This window comes from Butyricicoccus sp., assembly GCF_977037065.1.
Map to the genome: position 1 here is coordinate 16,909 of NZ_CDRQNY010000020.1, position 18,320 is coordinate 35,228.

The following is an 18,320-nucleotide window of genomic DNA, read 5'->3' on the forward strand; positions in this document are numbered from 1 at the left end:
CGGCATTTACGCTGTATTTTGTTTAATTGATTTTTATTATGACAATAGTTCCGCATCATTTGAGAGGGAGTGGATACCGTGAAAAATTCTACCAAGGTGAAAGCAGGTCTGCTGCTGACCAGCCTTGCCTGTGCAGCCGGTGCTACCGCAGCGCTTGTCATGCTTCAGAAAAAGCGTGAAGAGGAAGTTTACCACGAGGCTGAACTGAAGGCCATGGATGAGCTGGAGGAAATGATGCGTGCCGAGTCCGACTGTGCCTCCTGCGCATGCGCAGAGGAGTGTGCGGATACTTCGGTATATCAGGACGCATTTGACGATGCGCCCAAGGCAGCTGAACCGGCGGCTGAGGAGCCGCAGGCTGAGGCCGAGGAAGAGCCGGAAGCCGAAGAGGACTAATCCAATGTTACCAGCAAACGGACGGAATACTCCGTCCGTTTTGTTTATCCAAATAGCTAAAATAAGGAGTTTTTACCCATGATTGAATACGAAGGCAGAGTTTTTCGTCCGCCCTCTGAGGCATACAGCCTGATTGTGCAGGTCACCATCGGCTGCAGCCACAACAAGTGCACCTTCTGCGATATGTACAAGGAAAAGCGTTTCCGCGTGCGCAAGCTGGAGGAGGTCAAGGCTGATTTTGATGAAGCACGCCGCATATACCGCCGTGTCGGCCGTATTTTTCTGGCAGACGGCGATGCGCTGATGTGCCGTCCCGAGCACATGGCAGAAATCCTGCGCTACATCAAGAAGGTATTTCCGGAGTGCGAGCGCGTTACCAGCTATGGTTCTCCGGCGTCCATTCTGTGCAAAAAGCAGGAAGATTTGAACATGCTGCACGATCTGGGTCTGGATATGATCTATCTGGGTCTGGAATCCGGCTCGGATGAGGTACTGCGCCGCATCAACAAGGGCGAAACCGCCGATGAGATCGTTCATGCGGGTTTGATGGTCAAGGAAGCCGGCATGAAGCTGTCCGTTACCTGCATTGCGGGTCTCGGCTCGCTGGAGCTGAGCGAGGAGCACGCCATCAAGACCGCAGAAGCACTCTCCCGCATGAAGCCGGAGTACATCGGCCTGCTGACCCTGCTGTTTGAGCTGCCGACACCGCTCATGCGCGACTGGCAGGAGGGCCGTTTCTACCTGATGAACCCGATTGAAATCGCGCACGAAACCCTTATCCTGCTCGAGCATATCGACTCCGAGGGCAGTATTTTCCGTGCAAATCACGCGTCTAACTACGTTAATCTGGCGGGCACGCTCAATCAGGACAGGGAAGCCATGTGTGCACGTCTGCGCAAGGCACTTGAGGGCAAAATCAAATTCAAGAGCGAGCAATACCGGGCAAGATAACCAATTTAATGCAACTTAAATTGTGATAATCCGCAAAATTGTTAACATTCTGTGTTGTTTGCGTTACAATTTTCAAAAAAGCGAGACAATGTGCAAAAAGTGTGCTATACTGGTTTCGATCGTGAAAAGCGGAGAGGATGCTTTTCGGGCGTTAAGAATTTGTTAATTTAATATTTACTGTTAGAATTAACATGTGTTCCGTCTTGGAGGACTGATAAATGGATTCCGTATCCCACATTCGCGTTGCAAATCTGCTGATGGATTACGTTGAGCAGACCTGCGGCGTGACCTTTGATCAGAGCGGCTTTATTTACGGCAACCTGAAACCGGATCTGACCGGTACTTACCTCACCAAACGCCATAACCCATCCATTATGATGGATGAGGTGATGGAAAAAATCCGCACTTTTACGCGCAAGTATACCATCGGGCGTACCAACGGACGCGAGCTGTCGGTCGATCTCGGCGAGATCTGCCACTACATGACCGACTTTTTCACCTACCCGCACAACGACGATATCTACGAGCACAATCTGCTCGCGCATTATGTTTATGAAAAGCGCGTTGCACTGGTAATTCGCCGCCGTATGACCGAAGATAAGTTTGAGAAATGGGCAAGTCCCATCATTCCGCCCACAACCGTGGACACACTCGTGAACCGCATTTCCACGATGCACGAGGCTTACCGCACTTCGACTAAGCCGCATGGCATCAACGACGATCTGCAGCATATCTGCATCGCTACCGCTACCGTGGTGCTGTCTATCATCAGCATCGTTTACGAGCAGGTCGAGGATACTGCAGTCGCTACCGCGTAAAACTGTATAAGTCAAAAAAACCGCCTTTACAGGCGGTTTTTCTGTTTTTCAGGCACAAAAAGACGAGTCCAAACGGACTCGTCTTTTTCTTTTTATTCTTCGGTACTCTCTGCGTTTTCAGCGGATTCAGAGGTTTCTTCCTCGGCTTCTGCCGGGTCTTCCTCCTCCTTGTCCGTGCGGGCAATCGAGATAACCTTTACGTCCTCGCCGGTACGCATGACGATAACGCCCTGCGAGCCGCGGCCGCATTCGCGGATCTCCTCAACGCCGGTACGGATGATAACGCCGTCATCGGTGATGATCATAACGTCGTTTTCGCTGTCTACAACCGCGATGCCTGCCACCAGACCGGTCTTTTCGGTCAGGTTATGCAGCATCATGCCGCCGCCGCCGCGATGATGCACGGTGAACTCCTCGACCGGGGTACGCTTGCCGTAGCCGTTCTCGGTGATGGAGAGCACAAATGCGTCCTTGCGGGCACGCGCCGCACCGATAACGTAATCGCCCTCAGCCAGCTTGATGCCGCGCACGCCGGTAGCCACACGGCCCATTGCACGAACCTCGTTCTCGTCAAAGCAGATGGCCTTGCCCTCGTGGGTGGCAATTAGGATGTTCTGCTCGCCGTCGGTCAGGCGAACGTCAACCAGTGCGTCATCCTCGTTGAGGTTGAGCGCACGCAGACCCGCGCGGCGGATGTTCTGCAGGTCGCTCAGCACGATGCGCTTTGCAATACCCTGACGGGTGACGAAGAACAGGAACTTATCGTCTGCAAACTCCTGAATCGGGAACATTGCAGTGATTTTTTCGCCGTTTTCCAGCTCCAGCAGGTTTACAATGTTCATGCCCTTGGCCGAACGTCCGGTTTCCGGAATCTGGTAGCCCTTCAGCTTGTAAACCTTGCCGCGATCCGAGAAGAACAGAATCGTGTCATGCGTGGATGCGGTGAAGATATCCTTTGCGAAGTCCTCCTCACGGGTGCTCATCGCAGAAACACCGCGGCCGCCGCGGCGCTGTGCGCGGTAAACCGAGGTCGGCTGGCGCTTGATATAGCCGAAGTGGGTGAGGGTGTACGCGCAGTCCTGCTGCTCGATGAGGTCCTCAATATCAATCTCATCGGCCACATTTTCGATGCGGGTATGACGCTCGTCGCCATACTTCTGCTTGATCTCCTGCAGCTCCTGCTTGACAACAGCAAGAATATTCGCATCGCACGACAGAATTTCCTCAAAGCCCGCAATGCGGCTCTCGAGGTCCTTGTACTCGTCGTTGATCTTCTCCTGCTCCAGACCGGACAGGCGGCCCAGACGCATATCTACGATGGCCTGCGCCTGCGGCTCGTCGAGGTGGAACTCGAAGTGCTCCGAGCCGTCCACGATGCCGAGCAGCGCGATCTGGTCGATCCAGAACGGCTCCGCCATCAGGTTTTCCTTAGCCTCGGCTTCGTTCTTAGAGGCACGAATAATTGCGATAATGCGGTCAATATTGTCGGTTGCGACCTTGAGACCTTCCAGAATGTGCGCACGGTCGCGCGCTTTCTTGAGGTCGAAGCGCGTGCGGCGCTCGACAACGTCCTTCTGGAAGCCGATATACTGATCGAGGATCTGGCGCAGCGTCAGCACACGCGGCTGCAGCTTGCCGCCCGCACCCGGCACGAGCGCGATGTGAATCATCGAAATGGTGTCCTCGAGCTGAGAGTAGGTGAACAGCTGATTGAGGATGACCTGCGCGTTCGCGTCACGGCGGATATCGACTACAATCTGCATGCCTTCGCGCGAGGAATGGTCCTGGATATTCGTGATACCCTCCACGCGCTTATCCTTGACGAGATTTGCCATGGACTCGACCAGACGCGCCTTGTTGACCATGTACGGAATCTCGGTGATGATAATCTGGCTCTTGCCGTTCGGCAGATCAACAATTTCGGTCTTTGCGCGAACCTTGATCTTGCCGCGGCCGGTTGCATAGGCGGCACGGATGCCGCTGCGGCCCATGATAACGCCGCCGGTCGGGAAGTCCGGACCCTTGATAAACTGACAGATCTCGTCCATCTCGGCTTCCGGATGGTCGATGACATAGCAGGTGCCGTCGATAACCTCGGAAAGATTATGCGGCGGAATATTGGTCGCCATGCCGACCGCGATACCGGACGAGCCGTTTACCAACAGGTTGGGGAAGCGAGAGGGCAGTACGACCGGCTCCTGGCGCTCCTCATCGAAGTTCGGCTGGAAATCGACCGTGTTTTTCTTGATATCCGCCAGCATGTAGTTTGCCAGCTTGGCCATGCGGGCCTCGGTATAACGGTATGCTGCCGGAGGGTCGCCGTCCACGGAACCGAAGTTGCCGTGACCGTCGATCAGCGGATAGTGCAGCGAAAACGGCTGCGCCATACGCACCATCGCGTCATAAACCGATGCGTCGCCGTGAGGATGGTAGCGGCCGAGCACATTACCGACGGTCGTTGCCGACTTGCGGTAGGGCTTATCCGAGGTCAGGCCGTCCTCGTACATGGCGTACAGGATGCGGCGGTGTACCGGCTTTAAGCCGTCGCGCACATCCGGCAGCGCGCGGCCGACAATAACACTCATTGCATAGTCGATATAGCTTTTCTTCATCTCGCGTTCGAGATCGACCTGCATGATTTTCTGCTGTTCGTATTCTTGACTCATATTTTAATTTTGCCTCCAAAAGTGTTGGCTTTCAGCCGAAAACGACTGTTTTTATCGCTTAGAGGATACTGAGAAGCTCGTCCACCTGCTCCTCGGTCGTCGCCCAGCTGGTCGCCAGACGGATGACCGTATGCTCCGCGTCATATTTCTCTATAAAGCTGTAAACTACCTTGGTTTTCAGTTCAGGCAGTCTGCTGTTTTCTACAATGATGAACTGCTGGTTGGTGGGGGACTCGAGCGCAAAGCGATAGCCCTTGGCCTTGAGCCCATCCCGCAGCTTGATGGCGAGTTTGACCGCCGGTGCGCAGATTTTCTCGTACAGTCCATCAGTGAACAAGGCATCGAACTGCAGCGCGTTCAGACGGCCCTTTGCGATCATTGCGCCGCGGCGCTTGACCATCGTGACGAACTGTTTCGGCATATTGCCGTGCGTGAACACAACCGCCTCGCCGCAGAGCGCGCCGCACTTGGTGCCGCCGATGTAGAACACATCAGTGAGCTTTGCGATGTCTGCCAGCGTCACATCGGTATCCGCCGTGAGGCCGTAACCGAGGCGTGCGCCATCCAGAAACAGCGGCATGGCAAACTCCTTGCAAACGGCAGAAATGCGCTCCAGCTCGTTTCTCGTGTAAAGCGTGCCGTATTCAGACGGATGGGAGATGTACACCATGCCGGGAAATACCATATGGTCATGGCTTGCGTCCGCGTAAAAGGTCTGAACATATTCGCGGAGATCGTCCGCATCCAGCTTGCCGTTCTTATTCGGAACGGTCAGCACCTTGTGTCCGGTGGACTCGATGGCGCCGGCTTCATGCGTGTTCACATGCCCGCAAGAGGACGCCACAACGCCCTCATACGGACGGAGCAGCGTATCAATGACGACCATGTTGGTCTGTGTGCCGCCGGTCAGAAAATACACCTGAGCGTCCGGGCAGTCCGCCGCTGCTTTAATCTTTTCTGCCGCCGAAGCGGTAAATTTATCGTTGCCGTAGCCGGAAACCGGCTCCATATTCGTCTGTGCCAGATGTTCTAAAACCTTGGGGTGTGCGCCATAACCGTAATCATTTTCAAAAAACAGCATAGTTTTCTCCCTTATACGTCCAAATTCATTACATATTTTGCATTTCGCTCGATAAATTCGCGTCTGGGTTCTACCTTTTCGCCCATCAGGAGCGCAAAGGTTTCATCGGCGGCTGCCGCGTCCTCCATCGTAACCTGCAGCAGTGTACGATGCTCCGGGTCCATGGTGGTCTCCCACAGCTGCTGCGGATCCATCTCGCCGAGGCCCTTGTAGCGCTGTACGCGCACGTTGTCACCCATTTCAGCGATGCAGTCGCGCTGCTGCTCCTCGGTGTAGGTGTAGCGGACATCCTTGCCCTTTTCGTTCTTGAACAGCGGCGGCTGTGCGATGAACACATGGCCGTGCTCGATCAGCGGGCGCATGAAGCGGAAGAAGAATGTCAGCAGCAGGGTGCGGATATGGCTGCCGTCCACATCGGCATCGGCCATCAGGATGATCTTGCCGTAACGCAGCTTTGCGAGGTCAAAATCATCACCGAAGCCCGCGCCGAACGCGGTGATCATCGGGGTGAGCTTGTCGTTGCCGTAAACACGGTCGAGGCGTGCCTTTTCAACGTTCAGCATCTTGCCCCACAGCGGCAGGATGGCCTGATGGCGGCGGTCGCGGCCTTCCTTGGCAGAGCCGCCTGCGGAATCACCCTCGACGATGTAGATTTCGGTGTAGGTCGGGTCCTTTTCGATGCAGTCCGCCAGCTTGCCCGGCAGAGAAGCGGAATCCAGTGCGGACTTGCGGCGGGTCATCTCACGCGCCTTTTTCGCGGCCTCGCGGGCACGCGCGGCGGTCTGCGCCTTTTCGATGATGGTGCGCGCCACCTGCGGGTTCTCCTCGAAGAAGGTCATCAGCTTCTCGGAAACCATCGCGTCCACCAGCGCACGCATTTCGCTGTTGCCCAGCTTGGTCTTGGTCTGGCCCTCGAACTGCGCTTCCTGCAGCTTGACCGAGATAATCGCGGTCAGACCCTCACGCGCGTCCTCGCCCTTGAAGGACTCATCGTCCTTGAGCAGCTTGTATTTCTTGCCGTAATCGTTGAGTACACGGGTAAGAGCGGCCTTAAAGCCGGTCTCGTGCGTACCGCCCTCGGTGGTGTTGATGTTGTTGGCAAAGGACAGCATCAGCTCGCTGTAGCTGTCGGTATACTGCATGGCAACCTCGGCCATCGAGGTATCGCGGCTGCCCTCCATGTAGATCACCTGATCGTGCAGCGGCGTCTTCGTGCGGTTGAGGTGCTCCACGAACTGACGGATACCGCCCTCGTAGTGCATGACCTCCTCGACCGGCTCATCGTCGCGCTCGTCGCGCAGCGTGATCTTGAGTCCGGCGTTCAGGAACGCCTGCTCGCGCAGACGCTTTTCGAGTACATCGTATTCGTAGACCGTAGTCTCGAAGATCTCCGGGTCCGCGTGGAAGCGGATGGTCGTGCCGGTCTCGCTCTCACACGGCGTATCGCGCATCTTGACGGTCGTTACACCGCGCTCAAAGCGCATGTAGTGCTTGGTATGGCCATCGCGTACCTCGGCCTCCAGCCAGTCAGACAGCGCGTTTACAACGGACGAGCCAACGCCGTGCAGGCCGCCGGATACCTTGTAGCCGGAGCCGTCGAACTTGCCGCCTGCGTGCAGGACGGTGAGTACAACCTCGAGCGTTGGGATGCCCATCTGCGGGTGAATACCGCAGGGAATACCACGGCCGTTATCGGCAACGCGGATGATATCGCCCTTTTCAATCGTAACTTCGATGTGCGTGCAGTAGCCTGCCAGCGCCTCGTCGATCGAGTTATCGACGATTTCGTACACCAGATGGTGCAGACCGCGTGCCGAGGTAGAGCCGATGTACATACCCGGGCGTTTGCGGACAGCCTCTAAGCCTTCGAGTACCTGAATCTGATTTTCATCATAGGTCTCGGTAACCTTCAGGTCGAGCACTTCGTCCTTGATTTCGATTTCTTCACTCATATCGTTAAATTTCCTTTCCAGAAATTGCGGGAACAAAATAATCGAGAATTGAAAATGGAAAATGCCGCTATCCTTGCGCGGTTATGCTTTTATTAAATCACAGCGCACCGCGCCGAACCTTCATTCTCCATTACCCATTCTCAATTTTCAATTATCAAACGGCGTAGCCCTTTTCCGCACGTCTTTGAATCGCCTGCGGAGAAAGCTGCGTCAGGTACAGGGTCTCACCGAGGGCGTTTTCGCACAGCACAGCCGCGCGCGGCAGATCGTCGTACAGCTCGATGATCCGTCCCTCGTCCTGCAGGCGTTCGAGCAGCAGGCGCGTGCGCTTGGATGCGGTCGCCGTGTCCATATCAAACACCGCAACTACGCTCTGCAAGGGCACAATGTAGTCCTGACCTAAATGTAAATACATTCTATTCCTCCGGAATAATTAGAAATTAGTAATGCGTAATTAAAGTCCTGCGGATTTTCTATCCGTTTCAACAATCGCGCCGTGCGCGACACCCCAATTTCTAATTACTAACTGGATTTAATTATACCACTTTTTTCACTAATTGTGTACCCTAAACCTAAGGAAAAACAAATATTTCTCTGTTTTTTTGAAAGAAAACAAGGGCACGGCAGGAAATTTCGAGGTGGTATCTGTTCCCGCCGTGCAATAGTTTGTAAAATTATGTGATTCTAGTATGTTTCTGCGGATTTTTCGCCGTTTTGAATATGGAAAACCGCGCCTGCACGCAGCTTTTCCGAGATACCATCCTCGCAGCAGGTGATCATGACCTGACCCGCCGATATGCGGTTGAGCACAAAGTCCTGACGGCGGCGATCAAGCTCGCTGAGCACATCGTCGAGCAGCAGCACCGGATACTCGCCGTCCTCGTCGAAGAACAGCTCACGCTCGGCGAGTTTAAGCGATAATGTGCAGGTCCGCACCTGTCCCTGAGAGCCGAAGGAAGCGACACTGCGGCCATCCAGCAACAGTTCCAAATCGTCCTTATGCGGACCGGAGAGACAGCTTTTTGCTGCAATCTCAGCGGTCTTATGGCTGAATACATGGTCGATGAGTTGCTTTTCGATCGTCCGTGCGTCTGCAAACGGGTCGCTGACACTCGACACGGTCTTATACACACCGGAGAGCACCTCGTGCGGCGCAATATCCGCATAGACGGCGGCCGCAGCCTTGAGCAGCTTACGGCAGTAGTACGCGCGGTAGCGGATAATCTGCGCGCCGATATGCGCCATGCGAAGCGAGAAATCCTCCCACATGGAGAGCAGGGAAGGCTTTTCTTCGCTGTCGCGCAGAATGCGCGTTTTATGCTCGTGCAGACGGTTGTACTCCTCGAGATAGCGTGCATAGTTTGGCCGCATCTGGCACAGCGCAGTATCGAGAAACCGACGCCGAGCCGCCGCTCCGGCGCGGACAAGCATCAGGTCCTCCGGACAGAACAGTACGGTTTTGAGCAGTCCCTGTGTGTCTGACTGGCGTTTCTGCCGCACACCGTTTTTATAGATTTCCATCGCTTTTGCGCGGGAAAACCGCAGTTCAAGCGAGATATCGCGCTCCTGCGCGACAAAATCAGCAAAGATAAAGGCATGATTCTCTCCGAACCGCAGCCCCTCTTTTTTCTGGGCCGTGCGAAACAGCCGCATGGTCGAGCAGGCCGCTGCCGCTTCGAGCAAGTTGGTTTTGCCCTGTCCGTTTTCGCCGCAGATCAGGTTGACCGCCGGATCGAACGCAAACGATTCCTCCGCGTAGTTGCGGAAATTCTGCAGTTTTAACGACTTGATGTACATGGACTTCTCCGTATTGAACATTTTGTACGATAACGAACGCGCAAAATCGCGTTTATTATCGTACACAGTGTTTATTTTATTTGATGCAGACCTGCTCACCGTCCAGCTCCACCGTGTCACCGGAACGCAGCTTTTTGCCGCGCATGGTGCAGATTTCGCCGTTTACCAGCACTTCGCCCTCGGCAATGCGGATCTTCGCTTCGCCTCCGGAGCTTACCAGGTTTGCAAATTTGAGCAGTGCATCAAGTTTGATGAATTCGGTTTCAATTTTAATTTCAGTCATTGGCTTTCAGTCTCACAGGCAGTACAAGATAGGTGTATTTATCGCCTTCCATCGGCGAAATGATCATCGGGTTGAGCGCTCCCTTGAGCTGCAGCTTCACCTGCTCATCGCCGGCCGCGCGCAGCGCCTCCAGAATGTAACGGTTGTTGAAGCCGATCTCAAGGTTCTCGATCGAGCCGTCAAACGGGCATTCATCATAACTCTTGCCGATCGCGGTCACGCACGACATCTGCACATACGAGCCGTCAAAGTGGAAGCGGATCGGGTTTTTCAGCTTCTCCGACACGATCAGGGAGACACGCTCGATGCACTGGATCAGCTCCTGGCGATCCGCCGAAACCTCGTGCTCGAACTCCTTCGGAATGGCCGCACGGTAGTTGAGAAACTCGCCGTCGATCAGACGGGTGATGAGGGTCGTGCCGCCGATGCGGAACAAAATGTTCTTGGAATCCGGAAAAATCTCGACAATATCGTCATCATCTCCCAGAATTCGTTCGATCTCGCGCAGGGACGCGCCCGGCACAACAAACTTCATATCACCCGGAACGCCCTCGACGGTCTCGCGGCGTACAGACAGGCGGTAGCCGTCAACGGCCACGACGTTTAGGCGGCTGCCTTCGATTTCAAACAAGCAGCCGGTGTGGATGGGCTTGGATTCGTTATCCGAAACCGAGAAAATGGTCTGCGCGATCATGCTCTTGAGGATAGGCTGCGGCAGAGAGAGCCCCTTGTCGCTGGCCACATCAGCCAGAGCCGGATATTCGTCAGCCTCGCTGGCCATCAGGTTGAACACTGACCGGCCGCACTTGATGGTGGTCATCAGTTTGTCGTCGGTCTCAAGGTAGACCACGTCCTGCGGCAGCTTGCGAACGATGTCACAGAACAGGCGGGAATTCAGTACGATTCTGCCGGGCTCTACCACATCGACTTGCGCGGTCGTGCGGATGCCCATAGACAGATCGTAGCCGGTGATGGTTAGGGTGTCTGCATCGGCTGCCAGCAGCAGACCTTCGAGCAGCGGCATCGAGCTTTTGCCGGTTACTGCGCGGGAGGCGATGTTGAGCAGATTCAGCAGGGTTTCTTTTTCACAGGAAAACTTCATAGTTGCTCCTCTCAAAAATGGAAATAAAACAAAGAGTCGATTTATGTAATGTCTGCATATTTATAAATACACACCGGCGAATACTGTGCGATTACACACACCATCTAATGACCATGTCCGCAGTGGGCGAACAGCTTCTGGCCTGCGTCGCCAGAGACTCGAAAGATCACACATAACAGAAGGATAGGATATAGTATTCGTAGTAGTACCTGGGGAAATTGGGGAAAACCCGAAAATCCTCAGGTATGGCGCGGGAAATGTCGTACACAGGAGGTTGTGGATGAAAAATAAACGATACACAGCGAAAATAACCCTGTTGTTTATCCACAGAGTTATCCATGTGGAATCCACAGGATGGTTGGGGATAACCGAACTGTGCATTTTTAGGCTGTGGAAAAGCTGTTTTGCACGAATGCACGGCAAAGATCAGCCGTCGCCGCGGATATTATTATGCAGCTTTTTGATGACGTCCTCAGTCTCGCGGGAATTCTTGCGCTCCTCTTCGATCTTGTTGCAGGCGTGCATGACGGTGGTATGGTCGCGCTTGAATATCTTTGCAATATCGGGGAAGGAGTATTCAAGCTCCTGCCGGATCATGTACATTGCCATCTGCCGCGGGTAGGCCACATCCTTGGAGCGGTTCTGCGAGATCATCTGCTCGACCGGGATATAGAAGTAGTTCGCTACCGCTTCCATAATGCGCTCCGGTGTCGGATTGAGACCCGGATTCTCGGTGCGCAGTGCGTCGATCGCGTTTTCCGCGAGCGAAACCGTGATGCGTTCGCCCATCAGCTCGTGCATGGCCTTGATCTTTTTGACTGCGCCTTCGAGCTGGCGGATATTTGCCTGAATATTCTCTGCAATGTAGTTGGATACGTCATCGGGCAGTTCAACGCCCATTTTGACCGCTTTATCACGGATAATAGCGATTCTGGTCTCAAAATCAGGCGGCTGAATATCAGCCAGCAGACCCCATTCAAAACGGGTCTTCATGCGGTCCTCGAGCGTGTTGATTTCCTTCGGCGGACGGTCAGAAGTGAGCACGATCTGCTTTTTTGCCTCATAAAGAGCGTTAAAGGTATGGAAAAATTCTTCCTGCGTGCGCTCCTTGCCGGCGATGAACTGCACGTCGTCCAGCAGCAGCAGGTCAACCATGCGGTACTTGTTGCGGAACGCCTGTACGTTGCCCTCCTGGATGGCGGTGATCAGCTCGTTGGTGAAATCCTCACCCTTTACATATATAATGCGGTATTCCGGATGGGTGCGGCGCAGCACGTTTGCGATCGCATACATCAGATGCGTTTTGCCCAGACCCGAGTTGCCGTAGATGAAAAGCGGGTTGTTCTCTGCCGCCGGGCGCTGCGAAACCGCAAGTGCAGCCGCATGCGCGAATTTGTTGCTCGAACCAACGATAAAACGCTCAAATGTGTAGTCGTCATACGGAGAAGTGCTCGTGCTCGGCGCGGTGTATTCGCCGGTCACTACAACGACCGTGATCGGGTCGCCGGTCAGGTTGTGCAGCACCTCCTGCAGAGGAGCGATAAATTTGGACTCGATAAATTCTTTCTTAAAGGGTACCGGAGAGTGCAGCACCAGCCGATTATCCCCAAAGGAAACGACCGTTACGTCGTCAAACCAAGCGGAAATGGTGGAAGGAGGGAAGTCCAGCTGCTCGAGCGCCATCTCCAATATATTGTTTGCCATAGGGCGCCTCCTGTCGATAATGATTCTATTTTATAATAGCATATTTTATCCACAAGTTCAATGCGTCGGTGTGGATAACTGTCCGGCGGCGTGCCGCGTGGCAGCATGATTTTGAACAGCAGAACCGGTTTATTTACTTCGCAGAATTTAAAAAAATCGGCGTTTTTTGCGTCGAAAAAATCGAAAATTAAAGCCTGTTGGAAAAAATGCACGGCGTTTTTTATGAAAACTGCGGAATTTATGCAAAAATTCATCGAAAATTTTCGGCTTTTCCACGAAAATCCGAAAATCCGCAGATTGCCGAAAACCGTGATTCCGCAAGCCGTTGAGCATACGCTTCTACTTATCCACAACATGTTGACAACCTGTGCAAACTGCTGAAATTTGTTCCGAGGGTCGGAAAAAATGCTTGACAAAATCGAACCTATATAGGATAATAAATATCGTATCCTATTATGCAGACAGGCAGCGGCATATGCCCGCGTCTTGCGCCGGACCTATGCCGGTGCCCATCTGTAAATTTTAGAACAGGGAGGTGCACAAAGTTATGAAGAGAACGTTCCAGCCGAAGAAGCGTCAGCGCTCCAAGGAGCACGGCTTCCGTAAGCGTATGTCCACGTCCAACGGCCGCAAGGTACTTGCACGCCGTCGCGCTAAGGGTCGCGCTAAGCTGTCTGCTTAATGACAGCCTGTAAAGGGAGTATTCAGACTTCCTGAAAATTCGCGCCAGCGGCGCAAAAGAGTTCGTAACGAGCCGCATTCGTGCGGCTCGTTTTTTCGTTTACGGGCAACACCACTCAAGCAATCGCTGTCTGAATCGGTGTCATTCTGTTTAGGGTGCAGTCCATGCAGCGAAAATACGGTATTCTGGTTCGGATTTTACTGACCGAAACGAACGAAACAGTAAAATCAGCTTTGCAAACCATCAGATGCAAAGAAAAAATACGTTTTTTTCGAGGGCATCAGGAAAAAACGGGAGCATCAGAAGATGAAAAAAACAGTATCCTTAAAGGAAAACCATGAATTCCGCCGATTGTATCATCGTGGCGTGTCCACGGCAGGAAAACACGTTGTGATCTACTGCCGCAGGAACAAGCTCGGCTACAACCGGCTGGGGCTCACCGTCAGCGCCAAGCTGGCGTGTGCGGTGAAAAGAAACCGCATCAAGCGTTTGTTCCGTGAGGCTTACCGTCTCAACGAGGACAAATTTGCCGACGGCATCGACCTTGTGCTGGTCGCACGGGTACGGGCCGTAGGCGCAAGCTATCAGGAAATCGAAAAATCGCTGCTGCGTGCCTTGAAGGACAACAAGGTTGCGGCAGCTCGGACATGAAGCGGCTGCTGCTGGCGATGATCCGGTTTTATCGCCGGTATATTTCTCCAAACAAACCGCCCTGCTGCCGGTATATCCCGACCTGCTCGCAGTATGCGATCGAGGCCATCGAGAAATACGGTGCACTCAAGGGCGGCTGGCTGGCGTTTAAGCGCATCTGCCGCTGCAATCCTTTCTCTAAGAGAGGACTCTATGACCCGGTTCCTTAATTCGTCCGAAACCACACTTTCGGACGAGGAGGACATACCACGTCAAACGCGGATATGTCCCGGGCGAAAATCTGCGCGTCGCTCTGCGGCACACAGATTTTCTTTCTTGTATAAATTCTGAGGCACATATCCCCGGAATTTATGGAAATTCGGAGAATTTCCGATGAAATACCGCCTTACGGCGGTAAAGTGAGGATTTTGCTTTGCAAAATCCTTTTCACTGTGTCGTTTTACAATTTAACATGGAGGTTTTTATGACCCTGGATCAACTTTCTAACCTGATCAAAGATCCGAAGCTGTTCGGTATTTTGATCGTTCGACCGTTCGGCCTGCTCCTGCAGTGGCTGTACAGCATTGTACAGAACTACGGTCTTGCCGTTATCCTGTTCGCGCTGCTGGTAAAGCTGGTCTGCATCCCGCTGACCATCAAGAGCAAGAAGAGTATGCTCGCCATGAGCGCGATGAACGCCGAGCTCCAGCAGCTGCAGAAGAAGTACGCGAACAACCGTGTCAAGCTGAACGAAGAGATGCAGAAGCTGTATGAGAAGCACGGCGTCAGCCCGATGAGCGGCTGTCTGCCCAACCTCATCCCGCTGCCGATCATGATGGGTCTGTACTACGCGGTTCAGCAGCCGCTGCAGTACATCGTCGGCCTGAGCCGCGAGACAGTTATCGCATTGGCGCAGATGATCGGTCTGGATCAGCTTGCGGGCGCAAACTACACCGTTCAGATCCTGATCGCCGAGAAGCTGAACGCTTTCGTGGACGGAAGCGGCCATTTCTCGGATGCTGTTACCAACTGCCTGCAGAGCGGCGAGACCATTTTCCCGCTGGATTTCCACTTCTTTGGTCTGAATCTGGCTGATACACCGTCTATCTCTCATCCGAGCATTATCTGGATCATCCCGATCCTGTCTGGTCTGACCGCATTCCTGTCCTCTTACATCATGCAGAAGATGCAGGGCACGCAGAACTCTGCGGCAGCAGGTCAGATGAAGATGCTCAACTTTATGATGCCGCTGATGTCGCTGTACTTTGCGTTCATTCTTCCGGGTGCGATCGGCATCTACTGGATCTTCAACAACGTATTTACCTGCGTACAGGAGATCATCCTCACCAAGACGCTCCGCGGCAAGCAGGAGGCCAAGCAGGCTGCTGAGGCTGCCCGCATCGAGGCAGAGAAGCAGGCCAAACGTGAAGCACACAAGGCTGCACAGAAGCAGCAGTCCCAGAACGCAAAGAACAAAAAGGGGGACAAGTAAATCATGCAGAAGTTTTTAGAGGCTACCGGTGAAAACCGTGACGCAGCAGTCGAGAATGCTCTCAAGCAGCTCGGTCTGGAGCGCGACGATGTATCGGTAGAGGTACTCGAGATCGGCAAAAAGGGCTTTCTGGGTATCGGCGCAACGCCGGCACGCGTGCGCGTGACCTATGAAGCACCGGATATTCCAGCGGCAAAGCCGGAGGTAAAGCGTGAGGAGCGCAAGCCCGCTCCCAAGGCTGAGCCGAAGCAGGAGAAGCCTGCTGTCAAGGCGGAAAAGCCGGCTCCGAAGCAGGAGAAACCCGCTGAGAAGCCGCAGAAGCTGTCCATCACCACGGATGATAACACGCCTCGTCTGGTAAAGGCTGCTCCGGCAGACTTTGTACCGGAAAAGCTGGAGTTTGAGCGTCCGCCGCGCCGTGAGCGCAGCGACCGTCCGCGCCGTGACCGCAGCGACCGCAATGGCCGTGACCGCCGTCCGCGCCGCCCGCGTGAGGACCGTCCGATCACGCCGTCCGTTCCCAAGGAGCGTGAGCTGATCCCGGTTTCCGAAGCAGGCATGCAGCAGGCGGAAAAGCTGGCTACCGATTTTGTAACCGGCCTGCTGGCAAAGATGGGCGTTGAGGGTCAGGTTAAGACCCTGCCTCAGGTAGAGTGCGACCAGCTCCGTCTGGAGATTTCCGGTCCGGATATGGGCCCGATCATCGGCCGCCGCGGCGACACGCTGGATGCCATCCAGTACCTCGGCTCTCTGGTGCTGAATAATGCACTGGATGAGCACGTTCGTCTGTCTGTCGATACCGAAAACTACCGCGAGAAGCGCGCGGAAAGCCTGGAGCGTCTGGCCCGCAAGATGGCGATGAAGGTCGTTAAGGCGCATCGCTCCATGACGCTTGAGCCGATGAACCCGTATGAGCGCCGCATCATCCATGCCGCGCTGCAGGACTTCAACGGTGTGACCACCTATTCGACCGGCACCGAGCCGGGTCGCCGCGTTGTTATTGCGCCGGATAACAGCTATCGCAACCGCGGTTAAATCGGGGTATTCGTTATGAACGATACGATTGCCGCAATTTCCTCCTCCGGCGGACCGATCGGTTTGATCCGCGTGTCGGGTGAACGCGCAATCGAAGCGATAAATGCCGTTTTTCAGGCGAAGAACGGCAAGCCGCTTACGGAAGCACCCTCGCAGAAGCTGGTTTACGGCACACTGACGGACAAGTCCGGCAATGTGATCGACTGCTGCTACGCTGTCGCGCTGCACGCACCGCACACCTATACGGGTGAAACGATGGCGGAGCTGCAGTGCCACGGCTCGACAGCCGTGCTGTGTGCCGGTCTGGACGCTCTGTTCGCGCAGGGCGTGCGGCAGGCAGAGGCAGGTGAGTTTACTCGCCGCGCCTTCTTAAATGGCAAAATGGGCCTTTCTGAGGCCGAAGCCGTGCATGATCTGATCACCGCGCGCACCGCAGAAGCGGCGCAGAATGCGGCGGCACAGGTCATGGGCGCGGTCGGCTCTCCCGTGCAGCAGATGCGCGATGAGCTGCTCGGCATGGTGGCGCATTTTCACGCGGTCGTGGATTTCCCGGACGAGGACATTGATCCGGTGCTGTTCGAGGACGCCGCAGCGCTGCTGCACCGCACGACAAGCCGTCTGTACAGCATGGCAGAAAGCTATGAGCGCGGCCGTATTCTTAGAGAAGGCGTACCGTGCGTTATCCTCGGAAGGCCGAACGCCGGCAAGTCCACGCTGCTGAACACGCTGCTCGGCCGCGAGCGGGCGATCGTGACTGATATTCCGGGCACGACCCGCGATCTCATCGAGGAGAATGTCAAGGTCGGACAGATTCTGCTTCGCGTGACCGACACCGCCGGTCTGCGCAACACGGACGATCCGGTGGAGCAGGCGGGCATTGACCGGGCGATGGCGGAGGCTTCGGCTTCCTCGCTCATCCTGGCTGTGTTCGACGGCTCCAAGCCCATCAGCGACGAGGATATGCTCGTGCTGGCACGCTCGGCAGGCCACCGCGCGATCGCGGTTGTGAACAAGGTCGATCTGCCGCAGCAGCTGGATGAAAAGCTGCTGAAAAAGCACTTCCTGCACATTGTGCCGCTTTCTGCGAAAACCGGTGACGGACTGGATAAGCTGCTCAATCTTATCCCGCGAACCGTGGGTCTGGGAGACGGCGCGTTTGACGGTGCGCTCATCACCAACGCAAGACAGGCGGCGGCGCTGGCGCGTGCTGCCGAACGCTGTGAAGCGGCGCTGTATGCGGCGCAGTCCGGTATGACGCCGGATGCGGTCGTGATGGATGCCGAGGGCGCGATTACCGCACTGGGCGAGATCACCGGTGAAACTGTGACCGATGCCGTTGTCACCCGCATTTTCAGCGACTTCTGCGTCGGAAAGTGACGCTGCTGCAGCTGTTATTAAGAGAAATTGCACTTAAAATTCAGAGAGGACGTTTGCAATCTGTGCAAACGTCCTCTTTTATTTTGCGCTGAAATCGTGTATGATATATACTGTATGTTTACCGGATGATTGCAGGATGATTAACAGATGACTGCGAGTGAAAAATGGAATAAAAACCACTTGTGCACAACCTCTATCCGGCGGTATACGAGATATAGTGGATAACCCAAAAAATTGCCCTATATTCAACTACTTATTGTAATAATAAAATGAAAATAAAACTGTATGTATAAAAATGTGGTCAAAAACTCACAAGTTATCAACAGTATCCACAGAGTTATCAACAGTTACGCA

General features: G+C 54.4%; 17 protein-coding genes. 9 read left to right on the forward strand and 8 right to left on the reverse strand.

The window, feature by feature from the left end; translation table 11 throughout:
• Positions 1-78 precede the first annotated feature (78 nt).
• From ACWVX6_RS07970 to ACWVX6_RS07980, 3 genes are all read left to right on the forward strand, one after another.
• On the forward strand, positions 79-396 hold the full coding sequence (locus ACWVX6_RS07970; protein ID WP_117750626.1) for a hypothetical protein: 318 nt from the start codon (positions 79-81) through the stop codon (positions 394-396).
• Between the two features lie 81 nt (positions 397-477).
• A complete protein-coding gene (locus ACWVX6_RS07975) occupies positions 478-1,347 on the forward strand; it encodes a radical SAM protein (protein ID WP_455152857.1) in 870 nt (289 codons plus the stop codon).
• Between the two features lie 218 nt (positions 1,348-1,565).
• Positions 1,566-2,165: a zinc dependent phospholipase C family protein gene (locus ACWVX6_RS07980; protein WP_118284841.1), complete on the forward strand. Its 600-nt coding sequence runs from the start codon at positions 1,566-1,568 to the stop codon at positions 2,163-2,165.
• A gap of 92 nt (positions 2,166-2,257) precedes the next feature.
• Here ACWVX6_RS07980 and gyrA read toward each other — a convergent pair whose 3' ends face one another.
• The 8 genes from gyrA to dnaA form a co-directional block, all read right to left on the reverse strand.
• A complete protein-coding gene (gene gyrA / locus ACWVX6_RS07985; RefSeq protein ID WP_455152847.1) occupies positions 2,258-4,831 on the reverse strand; it encodes a DNA gyrase subunit A in 2,574 nt (857 codons plus the stop codon).
• Positions 4,832-4,889: 58 nt separating this feature from the next.
• The gene (locus tag ACWVX6_RS07990) at positions 4,890-5,912 is read right to left on the reverse strand and encodes a threonine aldolase family protein (protein WP_455152848.1); all 1,023 of its coding nucleotides are present in this window, start codon (positions 5,910-5,912) and stop codon (positions 4,890-4,892) included.
• An 11-nt stretch (positions 5,913-5,923) separates the two neighbouring features.
• Complete coding sequence (gene gyrB / locus ACWVX6_RS07995) at positions 5,924-7,864, reverse strand: DNA topoisomerase (ATP-hydrolyzing) subunit B (protein ID WP_118360549.1); 1,941 nt, start codon at positions 7,862-7,864, stop codon at positions 5,924-5,926.
• Between the two features lie 154 nt (positions 7,865-8,018).
• Positions 8,019-8,279, reverse strand: coding sequence for an extracellular matrix regulator RemB (gene remB / locus ACWVX6_RS08000; RefSeq protein ID WP_110435761.1), 261 nt, complete (start codon positions 8,277-8,279; stop codon positions 8,019-8,021).
• A 269-nt stretch (positions 8,280-8,548) separates the two neighbouring features.
• Positions 8,549-9,661 carry a DNA replication/repair protein RecF gene (recF, locus tag ACWVX6_RS08005; protein ID WP_118761410.1) on the reverse strand — a complete coding sequence of 371 codons (1,113 nt, stop codon included), beginning with the start codon at positions 9,659-9,661 and terminating at the stop codon, positions 8,549-8,551.
• Positions 9,662-9,737: 76 nt separating this feature from the next.
• Positions 9,738-9,944: a S4 domain-containing protein YaaA gene (yaaA, locus tag ACWVX6_RS08010; RefSeq protein WP_118360550.1), complete on the reverse strand. Its 207-nt coding sequence runs from the start codon at positions 9,942-9,944 to the stop codon at positions 9,738-9,740.
• Positions 9,937-11,046 (reverse strand): DNA polymerase III subunit beta, encoded by a 1,110-nt coding sequence (gene dnaN / locus ACWVX6_RS08015; protein ID WP_118761411.1) that lies wholly within the window; start codon positions 11,044-11,046, stop codon positions 9,937-9,939. Before dnaN ends, yaaA begins: the two co-directional genes overlap by 8 nt.
• 426 nt (positions 11,047-11,472) lie before the next feature.
• Positions 11,473-12,750, reverse strand: coding sequence for a chromosomal replication initiator protein DnaA (gene dnaA / locus ACWVX6_RS08020; RefSeq protein WP_243022900.1), 1,278 nt, complete (start codon positions 12,748-12,750; stop codon positions 11,473-11,475).
• Between the two features lie 547 nt (positions 12,751-13,297).
• Between dnaA and rpmH the strand changes: the two genes are divergently transcribed.
• The 6 genes from rpmH (at position 13,298) to mnmE (ending at position 17,966) form a co-directional block, all read left to right on the forward strand.
• On the forward strand, positions 13,298-13,432 hold the full coding sequence (gene rpmH / locus ACWVX6_RS08025; protein WP_110435757.1) for a 50S ribosomal protein L34: 135 nt from the start codon (positions 13,298-13,300) through the stop codon (positions 13,430-13,432).
• Between the two features lie 306 nt (positions 13,433-13,738).
• A complete protein-coding gene (rnpA, locus tag ACWVX6_RS08030) occupies positions 13,739-14,083 on the forward strand; it encodes a ribonuclease P protein component (RefSeq protein ID WP_110435756.1) in 345 nt (114 codons plus the stop codon).
• Positions 14,080-14,292 carry a membrane protein insertion efficiency factor YidD gene (gene yidD / locus ACWVX6_RS08035; RefSeq protein ID WP_455152849.1) on the forward strand — a complete coding sequence of 71 codons (213 nt, stop codon included), beginning with the start codon at positions 14,080-14,082 and terminating at the stop codon, positions 14,290-14,292. The genes rnpA and yidD overlap by 4 nt, the downstream gene beginning before the upstream one ends.
• Positions 14,293-14,546: 254 nt before the next feature.
• Positions 14,547-15,554 (forward strand): YidC/Oxa1 family membrane protein insertase, encoded by a 1,008-nt coding sequence (locus ACWVX6_RS08040; protein ID WP_158574658.1) that lies wholly within the window; start codon positions 14,547-14,549, stop codon positions 15,552-15,554.
• Between the two features lie 3 nt (positions 15,555-15,557).
• Entirely contained in the window at positions 15,558-16,589 is a 1,032-nt protein-coding gene (gene jag, locus ACWVX6_RS08045) for an RNA-binding cell elongation regulator Jag/EloR (protein ID WP_455152850.1), read from the forward strand.
• A gap of 15 nt (positions 16,590-16,604) precedes the next feature.
• A complete protein-coding gene (gene mnmE / locus ACWVX6_RS08050) occupies positions 16,605-17,966 on the forward strand; it encodes a tRNA uridine-5-carboxymethylaminomethyl(34) synthesis GTPase MnmE (RefSeq protein WP_110435752.1) in 1,362 nt (453 codons plus the stop codon).
• Positions 17,967-18,320 lie beyond the last annotated feature (354 nt).

Excerpts from the sequence above, each read along its gene's own strand:
- ACWVX6_RS07980 (WP_118284841.1), top strand. The coding sequence starts at position 1,566 with ATGGATTCCGTATCCCACATTCGCGTTGCAAATCTGCTGATGGATTAC.
- gyrA (WP_455152847.1), bottom strand. The coding sequence starts at position 4,831 with ATGAGTCAAGAATACGAACAGCAGAAAATCATGCAGGTCGATCTCGAA.
- ACWVX6_RS07990 (WP_455152848.1), bottom strand. The coding sequence starts at position 5,912 with ATGCTGTTTTTTGAAAATGATTACGGTTATGGCGCACACCCCAAGGTT.
- gyrB (WP_118360549.1), bottom strand. The coding sequence starts at position 7,864 with ATGAGTGAAGAAATCGAAATCAAGGACGAAGTGCTCGACCTGAAGGTT.
- remB (WP_110435761.1), bottom strand. The coding sequence starts at position 8,279 with ATGTATTTACATTTAGGTCAGGACTACATTGTGCCCTTGCAGAGCGTA.
- recF (WP_118761410.1), bottom strand. The coding sequence starts at position 9,661 with ATGTACATCAAGTCGTTAAAACTGCAGAATTTCCGCAACTACGCGGAG.
- yaaA (WP_118360550.1), bottom strand. The coding sequence starts at position 9,944 with ATGACTGAAATTAAAATTGAAACCGAATTCATCAAACTTGATGCACTG.
- dnaN (WP_118761411.1), bottom strand. The coding sequence starts at position 11,046 with ATGAAGTTTTCCTGTGAAAAAGAAACCCTGCTGAATCTGCTCAACATC.
- dnaA (WP_243022900.1), bottom strand. The coding sequence starts at position 12,750 with ATGGCAAACAATATATTGGAGATGGCGCTCGAGCAGCTGGACTTCCCT.
- rpmH (WP_110435757.1), top strand. The coding sequence starts at position 13,298 with ATGAAGAGAACGTTCCAGCCGAAGAAGCGTCAGCGCTCCAAGGAGCAC.
- rnpA (WP_110435756.1), top strand. The coding sequence starts at position 13,739 with ATGAAAAAAACAGTATCCTTAAAGGAAAACCATGAATTCCGCCGATTG.
- yidD (WP_455152849.1), top strand. The coding sequence starts at position 14,080 with ATGAAGCGGCTGCTGCTGGCGATGATCCGGTTTTATCGCCGGTATATT.
- ACWVX6_RS08040 (WP_158574658.1), top strand. The coding sequence starts at position 14,547 with ATGACCCTGGATCAACTTTCTAACCTGATCAAAGATCCGAAGCTGTTC.
- jag (WP_455152850.1), top strand. The coding sequence starts at position 15,558 with ATGCAGAAGTTTTTAGAGGCTACCGGTGAAAACCGTGACGCAGCAGTC.
- mnmE (WP_110435752.1), top strand. The coding sequence starts at position 16,605 with ATGAACGATACGATTGCCGCAATTTCCTCCTCCGGCGGACCGATCGGT.